Below are 19,282 nucleotides of genomic sequence, written 5' to 3' on the forward strand. Positions count from 1 at the left end.
ATGCTTAATTCTTTGGGTTTTTTGGCGGCGGCCGGTGCTTGGATGTCTGTTTGGATCTTTTGTGCCGTGTTTGTTTGCATGTTTTTTTCAACCAGTGTTTTTAGATTATTCAAACCTTGTTCGTAACTTCCGCCTACCCACTTATCCATGAATAAGCCCATCCAGCGACCAATCGGGTTACCACCCATGTCGGTATCAAATCCCCAGGTCACGTTTGTGCCTTGTGCTGCCGGGGCCAACATGAAATAGGCTTGCGCGGTACCCTGTGGTCCAAAGTCAAGATCCGATGTGACTTTGCTTTGACTGACAGAGGTAATGGTTTGTTTTCCACTGCCCACTTCCGGATTGTCACTGGCCCATTTCACACTGGCACCCACGCCGGATTCTGGTCCGCTGTATGCGTAAGTAGTGCCTTCCGGATCGATTGGGGCCCAGGGCGACCACTCATTAAAGGTTTTTAAATTGGTCAGATACGGCAAAATGTTTTCTGCAGAAGCATCAATATTTATGCTGCGGTCAACATGGCGCTGGCGGGGCAGTGCGTATGCTGCGATCGCGAGGACCACGATCAGGATCAATATGTATTTGAGAATTTTACCTAGTACTTTCACGGGTATCTCCAGTGATGAGCTCAAACCCAATTAACAGGGCAGAATCGAAGGCCTGATTGTCCTCCTGAGGCTGAATAAAGGCAAGTCAGATGCGGTACTGGGATTTATCCGCTAAATATTAGAAAAACTGAATAAATAAGATTAATTCAACATGTTTGCCATTTTGCGGCGATAGGATTTGACCAAAGCGTCGTCCTCAACCACGGCAAAGGCCGCAATCAGCGCCTTGCGTCCGAGGCCATTCTCAAAGTCGGGTGCGCTATGCAATATGTACATAAAATCCTGTAAAGCGGCTTCGTGGTAGCCTTCCAGCAATTTGTGCACACCCAGCTGGTAGCGGGTGGTGTGGTTACTCGGGTCTTTCACTAACAGCTTATTCAGTTGCTCGTAATCGGGTGCCAGTTGTTTGGCGCGATAAAAATCCACCAGTACTTTTACTTTTTGCCCATTCTCGGTTTCGGTGATATTGACCGGCAGTTTTTCGAACAGGTCATGCGCTTTGTCAACCTGGTTTGTGATTAGGTAGGTGGTGGTCAATTCCAGATTCATGGCGGCGTTATCCGGCTCATTGAGCAAGGCTTGTTGTAGTTCAGTAATTCTCTCGTGCGGATCTTCTGAGGCCCCGGCTTGTGGCTCAAGATCTTCTTCCAGCTTGTCCTCCGCCGCATCAATAAACGGATCAATGGCCTGAATGAGTTCAGGCGCGGGTTGTACGCCAGTTGTTTCGTACACCAATTCACGACCCTTGATGAGTTTCAGAGCCGGGATTCCGCGAATGGCAAAATGCTGTGCGAGCGCGGGGTTCTCATCGGTATTGACTTTGGCAATGAGTAATTTGCCTTGGTAATGGCTTGCGAGCTCTTCCAGAATAGGCGCCAGGGAACGACAGGGACCACACCAGGGCGCCCAGAAGTCGATTAAAACCGCGGTATCATCCGAGCGTAATATTACATCGTCACCAAACGTGGCATCGCTGCTGTTAAAGATTAAGTCTGACTCCGCCATGTTCGGCTCCTATTGGTGATGACCCTAGAATATGGGCTCAAATGTATAGATTTCAAGGAGCAGACGGTATTTCAGCTTTTTGGATACACAGAATAGCTGAATCCACTTGTTGCACCGACGTAAAAAAGGCAGTCATCAGACTGCCTTCAATGGATTCGCACAGTTCCCTTAATCGGTTTCTTTTTCGATGCTCATGCGTTTTTTAACTATCTTCACATGCTTGCCATCTTTGGTCACATACTCTTTTACATCAACGCCATCCATGTCCAGGTCAGTGACTTCGCCATCCTCGGAAATGAACATTTCCTTGTGCAGCATGTGCGGACCGGAACCAAAATGTACTTGGTCTTGAATACCTGCATTTGTCAGTGCTGCGCGAATGGTGTCTTTGGTTGCCTGGTCAAGTTCGCGTGAACTGCTGATGGTCAATCCTTCCGGCATGTGCATATCAACATCATATTCAATGTCCATGGTTTCATCAGCGCCGCCTTGCATACGCATGATCTTGACCTTGCCCGGGCCATGCGCTGGAGGAACAGGCATATTGATGTTTTCGCCATTTGCATTAATGGTCAAATTGTCACCTGCACGGGTAATGGTTACGGTCTCACCCGATTCACTGGAAACGGTTTTGCTCTCTCCATCTTTAAGGTCGTGTAAAAAGACACCGTTTACATCACTGTCAAACTTCAGGGTTTTCTCCTGACCTGTGTCATTAATCGTTTTTACAACCACAACCTCATGGTTTTTCTCTTTGTCACCGGCAAACAGTGTGGTAAGGCCTACGCACATAATCAATCCGCTTATTGCTGCGGCTGCAAATACATTTCTGATGAGCATGGTTCTCTCCTGATAAATTGAGTCACTAAGTATGCATTTCTCACAGCTAAGATGTGACATACGTCGAAAGGGTTACAGAATTTTACGCTTTTTCACTGGAATTCGAGAGAAAAAGACATTGCTACGCAACAAATTCCTCGCAATGTTAAAATTCAGCCCAAGTTATGACAATAGATCAGGGTATCAATTAAATTCAATGTTTTCAGAGCAACAATATAAAGCGCCAGTTTGGGGGCGTAATAAGCACATTCAGTCACTGCTGGCCACCGCCAAATTCCGGCGCCCACTGGTGGAGAAGCGGGCGCAACCCTTGTTGCAGTCCAGTGAGGAGGTCATTCTGGAATGCGGTGACGGGGTGCGACTATTGGGTTACTACAGTCCACAGGAACATACAGCAGCGCCTCTGGTGATTTTGTTACATGGCTGGGAAGGCAGTGCCGATTCCATGTATTTGCTGTCATCGGCGCAAAAATTATTTGCTGCAGGCTTTTCGGTTTTTCGTCTTAATTTACGCGACCACGGCGACAGTCATCATCTTAATGAAGACCTTTTTCATTCATGTCGTCTGGATGAGGTTATCGGGGCGGTAAAATATATTCAGCAACGGTACCCGGCCGAACAGACTTTCATGGCAGGTTACTCACTGGGCGGAAATTTTAGTCTTCGGGTTGCCGCCAATGCCCACTTGCACGGGATTAGCCTGAATAAGGTTGTGGCGATCTGTCCGCCGATCGATCCGCACGACACCATGGTCCAGCTAGAACAAGGATTCACCTTGTATAACTGGTATTTTTTGGTGAAATGGCATCGCTCCCTGAAAAAAAAGGCACAGCTTTTCCCGCATAAATATAACGGCGATGACCTGATCCGTATTAAAGACCTTGCCAAACTTACCGAAGTATTACTTGCAGAGTTCGGGGAATTTGAAAGTGTTAGGCATTATTTCGATGCCTATGCCTTAAAAGGCGAAATGCTTTCAGACTTGCAAACGCCTGCGGTGATGCTTTTGGCTAAAGACGATCCGATCATCAGACATCAAGGCAGTGACCTGGTGCAGGCTTCACAACATTTGACTATCGTAAAAACAGAACATGGCGGGCATTGCGGGTTTTTAAAGAATGCCAAATTACATTCCTGGGCTGATGACTTCTTGTTACAGGAATTTGCACGCCCGGCGACTTGATTCAAATTTCCGGATTGCCGGCAATTAATAATAGGCAAAAAAAAGGCCGCAACCGAAGTTGCGGCAAAGGGAGTTTGCTGCTCGGGGAGGAGAGATAGTCTCCAAATAGGGTTACCGGTTTATCTGGTGGTCAGACGCTCCAGTGGAAAAAGGATTACATTATTGCCAGCGTTGCTTTTTTGTTCTTTGCGTAATTCGGCAAGATATTGCAAACGCTCGGTCATTGGTTCTACCAGGTCGTTAAGCCAGCTTTGACGCTGACGTTTCATTGACTCCAGTTCGGTCAAACGCGCTTCAAGTTGATTTAATGATTGGTTCATGTCTGTGTTGTCCAGTGGTTGTGGGTTTATTTATTCAGTGGAGCCATTCTAGGAATCTGGGCAGAACAATTCTGTGACTGAAATCACTCTTTTCTACATCGCCTCTTAAAATGGGCTTTTTGACAAGCGCCGAAATTAATTATTCAATAAAATCAGTAAGATACATCAATTTTTTGACCCTAAAAACTTGACCAAAGGGCTAAAATCGCGGATAAATGGACACTTGAATTATGGAACTGTGAACTGGCTCACGTTTTTAAAAGTGTGCCTAAAGAATAATTCCACCTCCAGAAGCAGGGCGCGATTCCGGGGCGAGACATATGTATAATAACAACACACCAAATGCGAGATTTTTTAATGGCACACAATAAACCTGAACAAGAATGGACTTTGCCAGTCATTGACTCCGAAATACCAGTAGCATCCGAAGCGCCGGGTATAGGAAGTACCGGGGCCTGGGCCAGTTATGCAATTGGTGCTGTTACCAAGAATTTAATGAAACAGGATAATAAAAAACCCTTTCCATTTATTGACGAGGACGAGCATCCGGCCCATTTAACCCTTGAGAGTAGTAATAACAAGGCCGATTGAACTGGCCGTTAAATCAGGTAAATAATTGAAAAAACGCGCCAATTGGCGCGTTTTGTTTTTGCAATTCCTTGAATGGATTGATAGAATCCAGCGCAATCGTTATTGGATCTTCAGTAAATAGACCCAAAATTTAGTAGCGATGAATTAAACCTTTGATAACCGAAGATTGTCAGTGGATGCGCCATAAAGATGTAACTCTGCTCGCATTTCGGTAGAACCTCGCGGAGTTATACATGAAAAATCTCACAAATTTTCTTAAAGCTGCAGTACTGGCGATCACTTTATCTATCTGTTCCCTAAGCGTTTCAGCTTACGAGATCAAGCACGGCTATTCAGCTGACGATGGCATGGCATATTATGGTGTGTGCAAAAACGGCAAAGATCTGATGGTCACAAAAACCAAAGACGGTACCTTCAAATACGAAGGCCCGGCTTCCAAAGGAAAACTTAAAAAAGGCGCAGATCTGGACAAGGCAGCACGCAAGGCCTGTGGCGAAGAACGCAAAGCCTGAAGCTTGATTTAGTCAGGATTTTAATGAGCCGCAAGCATTGCTTGCGGCTTTTCTGGTTTATGGGTAGAGTGAATTTATAAACTCTCATAAATCCTGTGGATTCCAGGCATTGGACGGATCAAGTATGAAAACCAGAAAAATATTAACCGTTTTAGGCCACACCCTGATGTGTTTCGTTTTGTTGTCTTGTGCAACGTCCTCAACCGCGAATGATGTTGTGCAACCCAAAACCACACCAAGCCAGACTTCCAGAAGTGTTACAACAAACAATGCCCTGAACTTTGGCCTTTTGGCCCCGTTGATCGGTGTGTGGAATGTGCGCGACTGGCAATTACAAAATGACGGTACCTGGCAGGAACAGTCCGGTGCCAGCTGGCGCTTCTATCCGATCCAGAACGGTTCCAGCATGCAAGATGTGTGGTTTAGTGATTCCGGCGAGGCAGACAAAGGCCCGGGTTATGGTACAAATTTAAGGGTCTATAATCCCTTGGCAAAAACCTGGCAGGCCGCCTGGTTGTCTTCACGTAAACGCAATATTGAGTTATACACTGGTGTACAAAGCGCAAATGAAGTGCTCTTCACTTCACAGGCCAGTGACAATGGTCGCTTGACCAGAACAGTATTCAGTGACATAACACCAGACACATTCAAATGGCGTATGGAGTGGTCCAATGATGAAGGCGCAAGCTGGTTGAGTATTTACAGAGTTGAAGCCAGCCGTGTGAAATAAGCTTGCGATATACTGAAAGTTATCAGATTAGGAGAAGTTCATGTTGGGCCGTTTCAAAATTTATAAAAGTATTTTAATTCTACTCACCTCAGGATTATTCCTGGGCATGACCCTTGAGGCGGCTACGCTTATTCACGCCGGGCGCATGCTTGACATGAAATCCAATAAAATACAAAAAAATGTCAGTATTGTGGTCGCTGGTAATCGTATTGAATCCATCGAAGAGGGGTTTATCGAGCCTGAACAAGGTGACGTTGTAATTGATCTTAAAGAACATACCGTTCTACCCGGGCTAATGGACATGCATACGCACATTAGTATGCAATTTGGCCCTAATCGATACCTTGATCGTTTCACCAAAGAGCCTGCCGACATCGCGCTGCAGTCGGTGGTCTATGCCAAGCGCACCCTCGACGCCGGATTCACTACAGTGAGAAATTTGGGTGACGCTCATAATGTTACGGTTTCATTACGCAATGCGATCAACCAGGGTTTGATCGACGGCCCGAGAATTTATACCGCTGGAAAATCCATTGCAACCACGGGCGGCCATGCTGATCCGACCAATGGCATTGTCAGTCATTTGCGTCCTGCTGCCACGCCGGAAAATGGCGTGATCGACGGGCCCTATGAAGCCGCCAAGGCCGTTCGCCAACGCTATAAAGACGGTGCCGACCTGATCAAGATCACAGCCACTGGCGGGGTCTTGAGTGTGGCAAAAAGTGGCCAGAATCCGCAATTTTCGGATGAAGAACTGGAATCGCTCATCGCAACGGCAAAAGATTATGACTTTAAAGTTACCGCGCATGCACATGGCGCCGAAGGCATGAAACGTGCATTGAACGCCGGAGTGAGTTCAATCGAGCATGGCACTTACATGGACGACGATGTGATGAATTTACTCAAAAAATACGACGCGTATTATGTACCAACGATTATCGCCGGTAAGTGGGTGGCGGAAAAGGCCAAAATTGACGGCTTTTTCCCGGCGGTTGTACGTCCCAAGGCAGCGGCGATAGGGCCGATCATTCAGGAAACGTTCGGACGTGCGCACAAAGCCGGCGTCAATATTGCTTTTGGCACCGACAGCGGAGTCTCGGAGCATGGACGCAACGCAGAAGAGTTTGTGTATATGATCGAGGCGGGCATGACGCCAATTCAGGCATTACAGTCTGCTACGGTGAATGCTGCGAAGTTACTTGGGGTTTCGGAAACACTGGGCACATTGGAGGCGAACAAGTTTGCCGATATTATTGCCGTCAAAGGTAATCCCCTCGACGATATCACCAAGTTACAACGCCTGGAATTCATCATGAAAGATGGAGAAATTCATAAACATGTTTCACAGAATTAAAAAATTCTGGTCTAAGGTAGTTCTCTGACTATTTTGATAGCACTTGGCACTATTATTTTCTGACAAAACAAGAGAGAGTCCGCTAAAGTTACTGTCGATAATACGTCAGAATTTTCTAGCAAAAAACGATTGCAAGTATTAAATGTACAGGTTACATACGCGCCTTGGTTGGTGGTATGGCGGTGAGTTATCAACTGGATGAAAGTGTCGAGTTTCCACTTGAGCAAGTAGAAGAAAAAATTCAAGTTTGTTCAACTTTAACCTGGTCTGATTTGATAATCACACGTTCAGTATTTGTCAAAGACTATTAGCAATACAAATCAGGACAAGAGATCAGGATTTAAAGTATAAGTTCCGGTAACTTTTGCTTCGGCCAGAATATGACCCTCAAGAGCATGGATTACTTCGGGTCCGGTGAATGCGTCATTCACTGGAAGAGTGTCAAGGTCTGTGGCATACAAGCAAAAATCGTAATGATGCACCAGGCTATCATTCCAGGGCGGACAAGGGCCGTCATAACCAAAATATTCACCTTGCATGGACTCATCCCCGTTAAACCACTGGGTGTAATCATTTAAGCCTTGTCGGGATCCTTTGGGGCCGGAAGGATTTTGTTTGCCGTGTGGCGTAACGCCTTTGGAACAAGTTCCAGACATGATTGATTCCACATCAGGTGGAATGTCCACCATAACCCAGTGATAAAAATCACAGCGCGGTAGATCGGAAGGAACCTCGCGACCTTCCTGGTTAACATCGTCTGCTTTAGTAGGGACATCCCGGTCGACACAAATCAAGACCAGGGAACGCGTACCTTCCGGAATATTTGACCAGCTGACCCCGGGGTTTCTGTTATCGCTCAACGCAATGTGCTGGACCGCATCAACTTGAGCAAATGCATTGCCCGATGGAATTGGATCACCGTGGGTAAATTCAATAACGGTTAATTGCATCAGATATCCCCTTTGGCTAATTTAGTTGTAGGATTTTTAAGTGTGAAATCTGCTTGATCCATTTTGTCCAGATCCAGCTCAACAGCTTGCTGTTGCCAGCGATCACGCATAATGCGTTTTGGGAAAGTTCGAATTCGGTCCGCAACCCACAAACAGTCTGATTCATTCATGCGCGCCAGTTGATGATAATGAAATATTCCAATCTCATTCAACAAGCGTTCCATCACCGGCCCAATTCCCTTGATCAATTGCAGATTGTCCTTGGAACCTTCCGGCTCTTCGAGTATCCAGACCGGACGGTTTGAGACTTGTGGGGTCAAGCCAAGGTCATTAGCCGGTGCTGTACTGACTTGCGATTGTATAAGATGTAACTCTTGCTCCATCGAACTGGTGTTTTTACGTTGCTTTTCAAGTTCGGATTTAATCAACTCGAGCTTGGTTTCGCGGTCACGCAACTTGGCTTCAAGTTCGTAATAATGTTGTTTGATATCAGTAGAAAGTTCCTGGGCTGATTCCTGTTGAGTTTCCATGTCTTTTAATTCTGCCGCCAACTCATTGACCTGAGCAGTTTTTTGTTGAGCTTGTTGCATCAGGCGTTCGATGGTGCTCGAGCCGGTGCGGATTTTCTGTTTTTGTTCACGCTCCAGTTTTTGCAAGGTGGCCAGGAGAGTTTTGAATTTTTTCAACGTAATATCACGTTTATTCAGATCCAGCTTCAGTTTGTTCACCACCCGGGTCAAAGCTTCAATCTTTTGCAAGTCATTTTTAATGATCTCTTGCGCTTTCCGGTCTGATTCTTCAAAGCGTTTAATCAGGCGTCCGGTCACCTCCAGTTGCTGCTGTAACTGGCGACTTTTCAGATCAAGTGTGGTTGCTTTTTTAACCGCAATATCGCGCTCACGATCGGTGGATCTGAAGCGCCCGGCCCATTCATTCTGCAATGTGCCAAGGCGTCGGCTAAATTCAAGGCCGCGTAAACGCCAGCCTACCCATAACCCGATCAACACGGCCATGACCAACAAGAACAACATTTGCAGGATTAAATAAAGCATGCTTATTCAATTACCCTTAAATTACTGTAAACCCGCCTGACCCCTTTAACTCTTCGCGCCAGACTAATGGCGTTGTCGGCGCTCTCGGGATTGACCACGCCCTCCAGATAAATGTCGCGGCCTTCAACCGAGACTAAAACATTGCGAATCTTGTGTTCAAGTAATTGTTGTGACACGCCTTGCAACAAGTCTTTTTCGATTCCCGGGATCACGGATTTGAAACTAAGAAAGATCATGGCCAGCAGGCTGATCGAACCGATCAGGATGGTCGACACTACGGCGCTTTTATCTTCTTGATTATTGAGGTCAAAATACATGTTGATTGTTTGTCCTCCTCCAGGCAGTTACCGGGTATGCGGATAGAATGCCCTTATTCTGATCTGCACAAATTACAGGCATACTTTATATTTTGCTCGCCTGTGAGACTCTATTGTACAAATTTATCCGTGCGCTAACAGCAAAATCAGCAACTTACAATCATTTTATTTTGCTTTTTGGCTTGCAACAAACCTTAACACAGGCTAAGTTTACCCGTCGTATTTTTACCGGATAACGCTTTTGGATGCCGAACACATTTCCATGATCATGGTTGCCATCATCACTTTTGGTGTTGGCGCCCAGTGGTTAGCTTGGAAAACCAGATTACCAGCAATCGTTTTATTAGCGTCGGCCGGCTTGATCGTGGGCGTTTCTGTACTTGGCTGGGTTAACCCGAGTGAAACCTTTGGCAGTCTACTGAGACCGATCGTCAGCTTGTGTGTTGCCATCATTTTATTTGAAGGCGGTCTGAATTTACATATCCATGAATTACGTGAAGCGGCTTCAGGGGTAAAACGTCTGGTTTACATTGGTGCACCGGTCGCATTTGTCACCTGTTCCCTGTCCGGACATTTCATCGGTGGACTGAGTTGGCCTGTAAGTTTGGTGTTTGGAGCCATTTTAGTGGTAACTGGCCCGACTGTGATCATGCCCTTGCTCAGACAAGCCGGCTTAAATCGACGTACGGCCTCGTATTTAAAATGGGAAGGGATCGTTAATGATCCGATCGGAGCCTTGATGGCTGTACTGGTTTTCCAGTTTTTTGTTTATGTAGGCGAGGGCAGTGGCTGGATTGCGATCATGTCTGGTTTGAGCTTGGCTCTAGCCTCGGGTATTTTTCTTGGCGGTCTCGGTGGATGGTTAACGGGTAAGGCTTTTTTACGCGGTTACGTCCCCGAATTCCTGAAATCACCGGTCATGTTAACTCTGGTACTTGTGGTGTTCGAGTTATCTAATGCCCTGCAACACGAGGCAGGACTGCTTGCTGTGACCATTATGGGCATGGTGATCGGTAACATGCACATACCAGGGTTGCAGGATATGCGTCGTTTTAAAGAATACATCACGGTGATGCTGGTCTCGGCGGTGTTTATTTTATTAACCGCCGATATCGACCTGAGAATTGCCCGGGTAATTGGGTGGCGAGGCGTTGCACTGATTGCCGCTGTGCTATTTATCTGTCGCCCGTTAACAATCTGGTTAGCCACCATTAAATCGGGCATGCCGCGCAATGACCGGATCTTGCTAGCCTGGATCGCGCCGCGCGGGATTGTGGCTGCAGCTACGGCGGGTGTGATGGGACCACGTCTGTATGAGGCCGGTTACCCGGGTGCCGATGCCTTGTTGCCATTGATCTTTTTTGTAATTTTTGTCACGGTTGTGCTGCATGGAATGAGTATTGGCTGGTTGTCCAGACGCCTTGGATTGGCGGCACCGGACAAACAATCCCTGTTAATCGTAGGTGGATCACCCTGGGCCATAGCATTCGCCAATAAGCTCAAGTCCCTGAATGTAGGTGTGTTGGTTGCGGATAATTCCTGGCACAATTTACGCGCTGCCCGCTTGGCGGGCGTCCCGGTATTTTATGGTGAGATCTTATCGGATTTTGCCGAAGCTACGGTTGAGATCTCGCATATTGATGCGGTCTTTGCGGCAACCAGTAATGATGCTTACAACGCATTGGTGTGCAATGCGCTGGCTCCCGAGATCGGACGCAAGGCTGTGTATCAATTGCCCATGGGTGTGGGTAGTGATGAAGGTGATCGTGGGGTGGCGCGATCTATTCGCGGAAAACCCGCCTTCCAGGCCGATGCTGTGTTTGAGCGTTTATGGAAATTGCATATTCGCGGTTGGCAATTTTACAGCACCAAGTTAAGTGAAAACTATACCTACAGCGATTTTCTTGGCGATGCCAGTGCTGATGCGATGTTGTTGGTGGTCATCAAAGCCAATGACGATCTGGTTCTTGAATCGGAGAATGAAAAACTCGAGCCCGTTGCCGGTGACACCTTGCTGTATTATGCGCCGGATAAAACCAGTGAGAAAACCACGGATAAATTATCTGATACCGGTCGTCTGGATTTAAAAAACATGGACTTCACCTCAGGCATATGATCTTAAGCGCCAAACCAAATCGCATATGGCAAATCAATCAATAATTATCCAAGGCGCCGTCGGTGATTTGGAGCTTGTAGTTGATCGCCCCGAGGAACAAGCCCGGCTGGTCGTAGTGGTGTGTCATCCGCACCCGCTTTTTCAAGGCACGATGCACAACAAAGTCGCTTACATGCTGGCGCAAAGCCTGAAGCCTGAAGGGGCGATAGGTGTACGCTTTAATTTTCGAGGTGTAGGAGACAGCGAGGGAGAGCATGCAGATGGCATAGGCGAAGTAGACGATGTTTTAGCGGTGCTGGGCTGGGTGCAAGCCAAATGGCCGGAATTGCCTGTAGTTTTGGCCGGGTTCTCGTTCGGCGCTTATGTGGCGCTATTGACCGCACAAAACACGGCAACGCTGCAGACTTTTAATATACAGAAACTGGTCACTGTGGCGCCACCGGTCGGGCGTTGGGACTTTTCCGCTATCAGCGCTCCACAAATTCCCTGGTTAGTGATCCAGGGTGACGAAGATGAGCTGGTTGAAGTAGACAAGGTGCGTATTTTCATCACTGCACAAACACCAAGCCCGACCCTGGAAGTGATTAATTCTGCAGATCATTTTTTTCATGGCAAACTCAATCAATTACGCGAGCTGATCCAGGCTTGGTTTAAGAATTAAATTTAAAATCGCAAAATAGCATGCAAAAAAAAACCGGCCAATGGCCGGTTTTTAAATTTCTAGACTAAAGTCTGATCAGATCATGTCTTTCAGAGCTTTAAGTGCCAAAACTTTAACTGCTTTACGTGCAGGCTTGGCTTTGATCATGATCTCTTCGCCTGTGAAAGGGTTAATGCCTTTTCTGGCTTTAGTAGCAGGCTTGGTCACAACTTTAATTTTAACAATGCCTGGTAGTGTGAATACACCTGGACCACGACGCCCAAGGTTCTTTTTAATTAAGCCTCGCAGCGACTCGAAAACTGCATCTACATCGCGGCGGGTCAAACCTGTGTCGTCCGAAATGGTGCGCAAAATTTCCGTTTTTGTTGGCGGTTTAGCCGCAGCTGATTTAGAAGTTTTTTTCTTTGTAGCCATTGATAGCTCCTGGTTGAGTTAATTAGTTGGTTGGGTAATTTACTGTGGTGACAAAAATAGCATATCTAAATAAAAAAAAATACAATAATTGCGGTTTTTTTCAGTTTTTTATCCTTTGTTTGTAGCTTATGTATGCTATTTTGACAATGTTGCTTAAGTTTTAATCGTTCTCCAAAAATCAGTCGGTGAACATACGTTGCTGGAATCGAACTGGAATCGGGTCATTCTCGCCATCAGGTAACACATTCATATCTATCACCAGGGTTTCTCCATTGGCAATTCGAATCAATCCGATGTAATAAATGGCCGCTCCGCCGGCTTCTTCGATCTTGCGCCAGTCGGGTTTTTTCAATTGTCCGGTCAAATTTGAAACATTCGCATTTAAAACCGCCGTTACCGGAGTCTTAGAGCCATCCTGATTTTTTTTCTGCACGGATATGTTTACCAGGGCACGGTTTTTACTCCGGGTCACGTCGTATTTTCGGCTAATCTCGGGATCTAGGAGTTCGGTATTAATAATATTAAAATTAATTACGTAATTTCCATTATCAAAAGACTTGTTTTGACTGACTTCACGTGCCGGAGGTGCACCAGAGATGGTTTCAGTAGACGGTGCGGGTCCGCCACATGCCATTAAAAATAATAAACACGCACCAAGAGAAGTGAAGATTAATTTACGTGAGTCGAAAATATGCATATTGGGTCGCCTTGTGAGCTGGTTCGTAGCAACTTAACTATACGCCTGATCCTGGGCTTTTAGCAAATGATGATTGAAATTATCCAAACCAGCTTGCCAGTTGTACTTGAATTGCCGCAAGAATTAATATGACTAATGCGGGGGACAGGTCTAATCCGCCAATCGGCTTGATAAGACGGCGCGCCGGGGTTAACAGCGGGGCCGTGAGTTCATGTAAGAATGCCGTAAGCGGCGAGTGTTGTGTTGGTTGAATCCAGCTCAAAATTATCTGGAAAATTATCAATACAATATATAATTGAATTAAACTGAAAACTAGCAACAAGGCACTGCCAATCAGTAAAATTGAAAAATTCTCGCTTAACCAGTCCAGTCCGCGCATGCGCAGCGAGTGCAGAATAAACTGACATATAATTGCTACCAACAAACAACTGACCAGTGATGCACTATCGATTTTACCTATCGGGGGCATTACTTTGCGTAATGGCATGACCACCGGATTGGTTAATCGTGTGATTGCCTGCGCGATCGGGTTCCTGAAATTTGCGCGCACCATTTGCAAAATAAAACGCAACAAGTAAATGCTTAAAAACAGATTCAGGAATATTTCCAGTAAAAAAGTTAATGCGGCCATGGGTGAATTGTACTCGAAGTCTTGTTTTTAATTTACAGCCTTTACGTGCAAAAACGAATAAGCCACTCGTCTATATTCATTAGTCTTTAGTCTCTGGCTTTTGCGAGCTCTGTAGCACGCTGTTTTGCTGCTTGCACGGCTTGCGCTACAATTTCACTGAACTTATGTGTTTGCAAGCTGGCCATGCCGGCAGCGGTAGTGCCGCCTTTGGAAGTCACGCGTTCACGTAATTCTTGTAATGCATTTACATTTTCGCCTGTGACATATTGTTTTGCCATAAGGGCAGCCCCGAGCGCGGTCTGCAAAACCAGCTTTTGCGCTTGATCTGGCGTGAGCCCCTGTTGAATGCCGGCATTGCATAATGCTTCCATAAAACCAAAAAAATACGCTGGTCCACTGCCCGACAAGGCCGTGACCGAGTCGATCAACTCTTCTTGGTCTAACCAAATCGCTTGTCCAATCGAGGCAAAAATAGCCTCTATTGCCGCCTGTTTGTCATTACTTAATTGTTTGGCTGAATACAGGCCAGTCGCCGATTCTCCGATCAAGGCTGGCGTATTTGGCATGGCGCGCACCACTACCGGATCCGTGTTATTTAGGAGTTTTAACCACTCCATCAGGTGTTGTGTGGTTGTGCCGGCGGCGATGGAAATGAAAACACTTTGAGCATTGCTGCTATGTTTTGCGAGGTCTTCACATACTCCGCGAATTATCTGCGGTTTAACCGCAAGGATCACAAAATCAGCCGCAATTGAGCTGCTATCAGCATGCGCGAGACAAGTGATCGCAAAGCGTTGCGTCAAATCTTCGCGACGTTTGGCATCGGGTTCGATTACCACAAAATTTTCACGCGGGTAGCTATTGTTTAATAAGCCACTCAGCATAGCCGTGGCCATATTGCCACCGCCAATGAATGTGATTTTAGGATATGTCATGTAATTTTCTCTATTTTACAGTTAGGTTATTTTTACCCACGCGCACCAAAGATTGCAGATCCCAGGCGCAGCATATTGGATCCTGCCCGAATAGCTTCGCGGAAATCTCCCGACATGCCCATCGACAGGGTGTCCAGACTCGGGTGCGCTTTGCCTTGCTCCAACAAAACATCTCGTACCCGGCTAAACCCGGCGTACGCAGCATCCCCGCGCATGCCCTCGGGCAAGACACACATTAGACCACGCACATTGATCTGGGGTAAGTCGCAAATCTCGCTCAGGAATTCGGGGACGTCTGCCAGTGTTATGCCGCCGCGACCGGGCTTGTTTTCGAGTTGCACCTGCACGCAGATTTGCAAAGGCTGGCAAGCTTCCGGCCTTAAGCGGTTTAATCTTTGCGCGTGTTTTATGGAGCAGAGTGAATGCACCCAGTCAAAATGTGTCGCAATGGCCTGACATTTATTGCCCTGGATCTGTCCAATGTAATGCCAACAAAGTTGATCTGCGATCTGCCCATCAAGGGCGCGTATTTTTTGGATCTTTTCCAGACCTTCTTGCACATAGTTTTCAGCAAAATCCCGCTGCCCGGCGGATGCGGCTGCCAGGATGGATTCAACATTATGGGTTTTGCTCACAGCAATGAGTCGAATTTGTTCTGTATCCTGACCACAAGCCTTGGCATAACGCTGAATTTCGTCACGGATTTGGTACAGATTGTTTGGAATATCAGTCATTTTGGTGATTTTATGAGAATCCTGCTTTAGTTTTAACAAAATGGTGCGCTATACTTAGGGTTTACGATATTTTATGCAAGCGTAAAGTTTCAAAACCAATGAATGAGCCGCTGCCATAAAGATCAAAAATTGTATGACTAATTTATAAGTCGAAAGTTACAAAACCAAAAAAGGATATCCCATGGCCGTTGATATTGCACAGTTGCTCTCATTCAGTGTTAAAAATAATGCGTCTGACCTGCACTTATCAGGGGGTTTACCTCCGATGATCCGGGTAGATGGTGACGTTAAACGTCTGAATATGGATGCTATGGCGCACAAAGATGTGCACACCATGATCTATGACATTATGAATGACAAGCAACGTAAGGATTATGAAGAATTCCTGGAAACAGATTTCTCTTTCGAAATTCCGAATTTGGCGCGTTTCAGGGTTAATGCATTTAACCAGGGTCGTGGTGCGGCCGCCGTGTTTCGTACCATTCCATCGGAAGTGCTGACCCTTGAGGATATTGCTGCACCTGCCTCGTTTATGGACATTTCTGACCAACCGCGCGGAATTTGTCTGGTCACCGGTCCGACCGGTTCGGGAAAATCAACCACGCTTGCGGCCATGATCAACTACATCAATGAGACCAAGCCGCATCACATTTTAACCATTGAAGATCCGATCGAATTTGTACACCAAAGTAAAAAATCTCTGATCAACCAGCGTGAAGTCCATCGCGATACTCTGGGCTTTAATGAAGCACTGCGTTCTGCCTTGCGTGAAGATCCTGATGTGATCCTGGTTGGCGAGATGCGTGACCTTGAGACCATTCGCCTGGCGCTAACCGCTGCAGAAACCGGTCACCTGGTGTTCGGAACCCTGCACACCAGTTCGGCCGCCAAAACCATTGACCGTATTGTTGACGTGTTCCCGGCAGCGGAAAAAGAAATGGTGCGTGCGATGTTGTCTGAATCTCTACGCGCGGTTATTTCACAAACGCTATTGAAAAAAATAGGTGGTGGGCGAATTGCAGCTCACGAAATTATGATCGGTACGCCGGCGATTCGAAACCTGATCCGTGAAGGCAAGATCGCGCAAATGTATTCAGCCATCCAGACGGGACAGGCGGAAGGCATGCAAACCCTTGATCAATGTTTGCAAGACTTGGTGAAACGCGGTCAGATCTCACGTCAGGACGCGCGTTATCGTGCTTCCCAGAAAGAGTTGTTTTAAGTTTTAGTTACCGATTCACAAAAGAATAATGCCAAGAAACACACTTTAAGGGAAAACAATGGAAAGAGATCAAGCGATTAAATTCATGCAGGATCTATTGCGCGCCATGGTTGCAAAGGGCGGCTCGGATCTATTCATTACAGCCGGATTTCCGCCGGCGATCAAAGTTGATGGTGCGGTAAAACCGGTTTCGGATAAGCCCCTGACCCCTTTGCAAAGTAGTGTGATCGTTCGATCGATAATGAATGACAAACAAACCAAATCTTTTGATGCCACCAAAGAATGTAACTTTGCCATCAGTCCGCGCGGTATCGGACGTTTTCGTGTTAATGCGTTTGTACAGCAAACCCATGTTGGTGCAGTCTTAAGAACCATTACCACCGACATTCCTGAATTCGATAAACTCGGTTTGCCGCCGGTCTTGAAAGATGTGGTGCTGCAAAAACGCGGTCTGGTCATCGTGGTCGGGGCAACCGGCTCGGGTAAGTCTACCTCCCTGGCCGCGATGCTTGATCATCGCAACAAAAACTCCAATGGACACATCATTACCATCGAAGACCCGATTGAATTTGTGCATCGTCATCAAAAATGTGTGATCACACAACGTGAGGTCGGGGTAGATACCGATTCCTGGGAAGTGGCGCTGATGAATACCTTGCGTCAGGCGCCCGACGTTATTCTGATGGGCGAGATCCGCAGTCGCGAAACCATGGAATACGCGGTGCAGTTTGCTGAAACCGGTCATTTATGTCTGGCCACCTTGCACGCCAATAACTCCAACCAGGCGCTCGATCGTATTATCAACTTTTTCCCGGAAGAGCGCCGCGATCAGTTATTGATGGATCTTTCTTTGAACCTGAAAGGCTTGATCTCGCAACGACTGATTCCCCGCTCATCGGGCAAAGGCCGGGTTGCGGCTATGGAGATCCTGTTACATTCACCCCTGGTTGCAGATCTGATCTTTAAAGGTGAAGTAAACCTGCTGAAAGACACCATGGCAAAATCCACACGTATGGGCATGTGTACGTTTGACCAGGCCTTATTCAATCATTATGAAGATGGTACTATCAGTTATGAAGATGCCTTGCGTAATGCCGATTCACGTAATGAATTGCGTTTGCGCGTTAAACTCGACAGTAAGCGCAATGAAAAGATCGATGAATCCTCGACTTCTCTGGAAATTCTTGAAGAAGATGATACCGACGGCTTTCATCGTTAAGCCAGTAGGCCTTACACAATTTAAAAACAATTAAATAATATTAAAAAAGTTACAAAATAAACTGATCTCTGGAAGCTTGTTGTTATGAATATCAAACCCCTGTTAAAAATTATGGCCGAGAAAAGAGCCTCGGATCTTTTCTTGAGTCCGTTCTCGCCGATCAAGATCAAGATCGACGGTGTGATCCGTGCTGTGAACAATACCATTCTGGATGTGGCGTCTGTCAAAGCGGCGGCCATGTCGATCATGACCCAGTCAGAAAAAGAGCAATTGATCGAGAACCTGGAAGTGGATTTCGCCATCTCGGAATCGGGTTTGGGACGTTTTCGGGTCAATGTCTTCCATCAGCGCAGCAGTATTGCGATGGTTTTACGCTTTATTTCACCTGAAACCCCACGCCTGGAAGATCTGGATCTGCCAGACAAGATTCCGGAATTGATCATGGGTAAAAGGGGATTGGTGTTGATGGTTGGCGCGACCGGTTCGGGCAAATCAACCACGCTTGCAGCAATGCTTGATCATCGCAATGAAAACTCTTCCAGCCACATTTTAACTGTTGAAGATCCGATTGAATTTTTGCACAAAAGTAAAAAGTCTATAGTCAATCAACGCGAACTGGGTACCGACACCCACAGCTATCACAATGCACTGCGCAGTGCCGTGCGAGAAGCGCCGGATGTGATTTTGATTGGCGAGATCCGAGACGGTGAAACCATGGAAACGGCATTAACCCTGGCAGGTACCGGGCATTTAACGGTTGCAACCTTGCACGCCAATAATGCTGCAGAAACCCTGGACAGGATTATTAATATGTTTCCGCAAGAGCGCCATCACCAGATCCTGACTGATATGTCACAGTATTTAAACGCCATCATTTCACAACGCCTTGTGATCATGAAAAATGGTAAACGCTGTGCGGCGGTAGAGGTCATGATGAATACCCCGCACATTCGTGAGCTGATCCTGAAAAATGATATTAGTAGTGTGAAAGAAGCTTTGAACGCAACTACCGAAGGCGGCATGCAGAGTTTTGATTCTGCATTGTACGAGTTATACGCCTCTGGCAAAGTATCTTTGGAAGAAGCTCTGTTGAATGCGGATTCCAAAGCCGACCTGGAAGCCAGAATCAATTTTGGTTGATCACACTTGTATTGACCTGCTTTTGCAGGTCGATAAGTAAATAACTAC

General features: G+C 46.5%; 22 protein-coding genes. 10 read left to right on the plus strand and 12 right to left on the minus strand.

All coding sequences use genetic code 11. From position 1 onward, the window contains the following. From HKN88_07330 to HKN88_07340, 3 genes are all read right to left on the minus strand, one after another. Nucleotides 1-611 (minus strand): SRPBCC family protein (locus tag HKN88_07330; protein ID NNC97870.1); only part of this gene is annotated, 611 nt, incomplete at its 3' end. A 141-nt stretch (nt 612-752) separates the two neighbouring features. After that, a complete protein-coding gene (locus HKN88_07335) occupies nt 753-1,616 on the minus strand; it encodes a tetratricopeptide repeat protein (protein NNC97871.1) in 864 nt (287 codons plus the stop codon). A 168-nt stretch (nt 1,617-1,784) separates the two neighbouring features. After that, entirely contained in the window at nt 1,785-2,456 is a 672-nt protein-coding gene (locus HKN88_07340; protein NNC97872.1) for a hypothetical protein, read from the minus strand. Between the two features lie 196 nt (nt 2,457-2,652). Here HKN88_07340 and HKN88_07345 point away from each other — a divergent pair, with 196 nt between their 5' ends. After that, complete coding sequence (locus HKN88_07345; protein ID NNC97873.1) at nt 2,653-3,639, plus strand: alpha/beta fold hydrolase; 987 nt, start codon at nt 2,653-2,655, stop codon at nt 3,637-3,639. A gap of 119 nt (nt 3,640-3,758) precedes the next feature. Here HKN88_07345 and HKN88_07350 read toward each other — a convergent pair whose 3' ends face one another. Next, nucleotides 3,759-3,959, minus strand: coding sequence for a hypothetical protein (locus HKN88_07350; protein ID NNC97874.1), 201 nt, complete (start codon nt 3,957-3,959; stop codon nt 3,759-3,761). A 357-nt stretch (nt 3,960-4,316) separates the two neighbouring features. Here HKN88_07350 and HKN88_07355 point away from each other — a divergent pair, with 357 nt between their 5' ends. From HKN88_07355 to HKN88_07370, 4 genes are all read left to right on the plus strand, one after another. Beyond that, nucleotides 4,317-4,550: a hypothetical protein gene (locus tag HKN88_07355; protein NNC97875.1), complete on the plus strand. Its 234-nt coding sequence runs from the start codon at nt 4,317-4,319 to the stop codon at nt 4,548-4,550. A gap of 233 nt (nt 4,551-4,783) precedes the next feature. Continuing rightward, complete coding sequence (locus HKN88_07360) at nt 4,784-5,062, plus strand: hypothetical protein (GenBank protein ID NNC97876.1); 279 nt, start codon at nt 4,784-4,786, stop codon at nt 5,060-5,062. Between the two features lie 124 nt (nt 5,063-5,186). Continuing rightward, nucleotides 5,187-5,792: a hypothetical protein gene (locus tag HKN88_07365; GenBank protein ID NNC97877.1), complete on the plus strand. Its 606-nt coding sequence runs from the start codon at nt 5,187-5,189 to the stop codon at nt 5,790-5,792. Nucleotides 5,793-5,832: 40 nt separating this feature from the next. After that, nucleotides 5,833-7,146 (plus strand): amidohydrolase family protein, encoded by a 1,314-nt coding sequence (locus HKN88_07370; protein NNC97878.1) that lies wholly within the window; start codon nt 5,833-5,835, stop codon nt 7,144-7,146. Between the two features lie 320 nt (nt 7,147-7,466). On the opposite strand, the gene HKN88_07375 is transcribed toward HKN88_07370, so the two are convergent. Genes HKN88_07375 through HKN88_07385 form a run of 3 tightly spaced genes read right to left on the minus strand, consistent with a single transcriptional unit; the run spans nt 7,467 to nt 9,465 of the window. Beyond that, nucleotides 7,467-8,096 (minus strand): YbhB/YbcL family Raf kinase inhibitor-like protein, encoded by a 630-nt coding sequence (locus tag HKN88_07375; protein NNC97879.1) that lies wholly within the window; start codon nt 8,094-8,096, stop codon nt 7,467-7,469. After that, nucleotides 8,096-9,148: a hypothetical protein gene (locus HKN88_07380; GenBank protein NNC97880.1), complete on the minus strand. Its 1,053-nt coding sequence runs from the start codon at nt 9,146-9,148 to the stop codon at nt 8,096-8,098. Before HKN88_07380 ends, HKN88_07375 begins: the two co-directional genes overlap by 1 nt. Before the next feature lie 2 nt (nt 9,149-9,150). Further along, on the minus strand, nt 9,151-9,465 hold the full coding sequence (locus HKN88_07385; GenBank protein NNC97881.1) for a BON domain-containing protein: 315 nt from the start codon (nt 9,463-9,465) through the stop codon (nt 9,151-9,153). 241 nt (nt 9,466-9,706) lie between these two features. Between HKN88_07385 and HKN88_07390 the strand changes: the two genes are divergently transcribed. Together HKN88_07390 and HKN88_07395 are read left to right on the plus strand one after the other, a co-directional pair. Further along, the gene (locus HKN88_07390) at nt 9,707-11,581 is read left to right on the plus strand and encodes a sodium:proton antiporter (GenBank protein NNC97882.1); all 1,875 of its coding nucleotides are present in this window, start codon (nt 9,707-9,709) and stop codon (nt 11,579-11,581) included. A gap of 25 nt (nt 11,582-11,606) precedes the next feature. Continuing rightward, complete coding sequence (locus HKN88_07395) at nt 11,607-12,242, plus strand: alpha/beta fold hydrolase (GenBank protein NNC97883.1); 636 nt, start codon at nt 11,607-11,609, stop codon at nt 12,240-12,242. Nucleotides 12,243-12,317: 75 nt separating this feature from the next. On the opposite strand, the gene HKN88_07400 is transcribed toward HKN88_07395, so the two are convergent. The 5 genes from HKN88_07400 to HKN88_07420 form a co-directional block, all read right to left on the minus strand. Beyond that, on the minus strand, nt 12,318-12,656 hold the full coding sequence (locus HKN88_07400) for a DNA-binding protein (GenBank protein NNC97884.1): 339 nt from the start codon (nt 12,654-12,656) through the stop codon (nt 12,318-12,320). Between the two features lie 178 nt (nt 12,657-12,834). Continuing rightward, nucleotides 12,835-13,353 carry a DUF4426 domain-containing protein gene (locus HKN88_07405; GenBank protein ID NNC97885.1) on the minus strand — a complete coding sequence of 173 codons (519 nt, stop codon included), beginning with the start codon at nt 13,351-13,353 and terminating at the stop codon, nt 12,835-12,837. A gap of 79 nt (nt 13,354-13,432) precedes the next feature. Beyond that, nucleotides 13,433-13,984, minus strand: a complete 552-nt coding sequence (locus HKN88_07410; GenBank protein ID NNC97886.1) for a YggT family protein — start codon at nt 13,982-13,984, stop codon at nt 13,433-13,435. 86 nt (nt 13,985-14,070) lie between these two features. Continuing rightward, nucleotides 14,071-14,919, minus strand: a complete 849-nt coding sequence (locus HKN88_07415) for a pyrroline-5-carboxylate reductase (protein NNC97887.1) — start codon at nt 14,917-14,919, stop codon at nt 14,071-14,073. Between the two features lie 32 nt (nt 14,920-14,951). Next, nucleotides 14,952-15,653, minus strand: coding sequence for a YggS family pyridoxal phosphate-dependent enzyme (locus tag HKN88_07420; GenBank protein NNC97888.1), 702 nt, complete (start codon nt 15,651-15,653; stop codon nt 14,952-14,954). A gap of 181 nt (nt 15,654-15,834) precedes the next feature. Between HKN88_07420 and HKN88_07425 the strand changes: the two genes are divergently transcribed. The 3 genes from HKN88_07425 to HKN88_07435 all read left to right on the plus strand — a co-directional run bounded on the left by HKN88_07425 (nt 15,835) and on the right by HKN88_07435 (nt 19,234). Then, a complete protein-coding gene (locus HKN88_07425; GenBank protein ID NNC97889.1) occupies nt 15,835-16,875 on the plus strand; it encodes a type IV pilus twitching motility protein PilT in 1,041 nt (346 codons plus the stop codon). 58 nt (nt 16,876-16,933) lie between these two features. Continuing rightward, entirely contained in the window at nt 16,934-18,094 is a 1,161-nt protein-coding gene (locus HKN88_07430) for a PilT/PilU family type 4a pilus ATPase (protein ID NNC97890.1), read from the plus strand. A gap of 84 nt (nt 18,095-18,178) precedes the next feature. After that, nucleotides 18,179-19,234, plus strand: a complete 1,056-nt coding sequence (locus HKN88_07435; GenBank protein ID NNC97891.1) for a PilT/PilU family type 4a pilus ATPase — start codon at nt 18,179-18,181, stop codon at nt 19,232-19,234. Nucleotides 19,235-19,282 lie beyond the last annotated feature (48 nt).

It is taken from the genome of Gammaproteobacteria bacterium (assembly GCA_013001575.1).
Lineage (GTDB): Bacteria > Pseudomonadota > Gammaproteobacteria > Steroidobacterales > JABDMI01 > JABDMI01.

Coding starts and splice junctions, on each gene's coding strand:
- HKN88_07335 (NNC97871.1), bottom strand. CDS start 1,616: ATGGCGGAGTCAGACTTAATCTTTAACAGCAGCGATGCCACGTTTGGT.
- HKN88_07340 (NNC97872.1), bottom strand. CDS start 2,456: ATGCTCATCAGAAATGTATTTGCAGCCGCAGCAATAAGCGGATTGATT.
- HKN88_07345 (NNC97873.1), top strand. CDS start 2,653: ATGTTTTCAGAGCAACAATATAAAGCGCCAGTTTGGGGGCGTAATAAG.
- HKN88_07350 (NNC97874.1), bottom strand. CDS start 3,959: ATGAACCAATCATTAAATCAACTTGAAGCGCGTTTGACCGAACTGGAG.
- HKN88_07355 (NNC97875.1), top strand. CDS start 4,317: ATGGCACACAATAAACCTGAACAAGAATGGACTTTGCCAGTCATTGAC.
- HKN88_07360 (NNC97876.1), top strand. CDS start 4,784: ATGAAAAATCTCACAAATTTTCTTAAAGCTGCAGTACTGGCGATCACT.
- HKN88_07365 (NNC97877.1), top strand. CDS start 5,187: ATGAAAACCAGAAAAATATTAACCGTTTTAGGCCACACCCTGATGTGT.
- HKN88_07370 (NNC97878.1), top strand. CDS start 5,833: ATGTTGGGCCGTTTCAAAATTTATAAAAGTATTTTAATTCTACTCACC.
- HKN88_07375 (NNC97879.1), bottom strand. CDS start 8,096: ATGCAATTAACCGTTATTGAATTTACCCACGGTGATCCAATTCCATCG.
- HKN88_07380 (NNC97880.1), bottom strand. CDS start 9,148: ATGCTTTATTTAATCCTGCAAATGTTGTTCTTGTTGGTCATGGCCGTG.
- HKN88_07385 (NNC97881.1), bottom strand. CDS start 9,465: ATGTATTTTGACCTCAATAATCAAGAAGATAAAAGCGCCGTAGTGTCG.
- HKN88_07395 (NNC97883.1), top strand. CDS start 11,607: ATGGCAAATCAATCAATAATTATCCAAGGCGCCGTCGGTGATTTGGAG.
- HKN88_07400 (NNC97884.1), bottom strand. CDS start 12,656: ATGGCTACAAAGAAAAAAACTTCTAAATCAGCTGCGGCTAAACCGCCA.
- HKN88_07405 (NNC97885.1), bottom strand. CDS start 13,353: ATGCATATTTTCGACTCACGTAAATTAATCTTCACTTCTCTTGGTGCG.
- HKN88_07410 (NNC97886.1), bottom strand. CDS start 13,984: ATGGCCGCATTAACTTTTTTACTGGAAATATTCCTGAATCTGTTTTTA.
- HKN88_07415 (NNC97887.1), bottom strand. CDS start 14,919: ATGACATATCCTAAAATCACATTCATTGGCGGTGGCAATATGGCCACG.
- HKN88_07420 (NNC97888.1), bottom strand. CDS start 15,653: ATGACTGATATTCCAAACAATCTGTACCAAATCCGTGACGAAATTCAG.
- HKN88_07425 (NNC97889.1), top strand. CDS start 15,835: ATGGCCGTTGATATTGCACAGTTGCTCTCATTCAGTGTTAAAAATAAT.
- HKN88_07430 (NNC97890.1), top strand. CDS start 16,934: ATGGAAAGAGATCAAGCGATTAAATTCATGCAGGATCTATTGCGCGCC.
- HKN88_07435 (NNC97891.1), top strand. CDS start 18,179: ATGAATATCAAACCCCTGTTAAAAATTATGGCCGAGAAAAGAGCCTCG.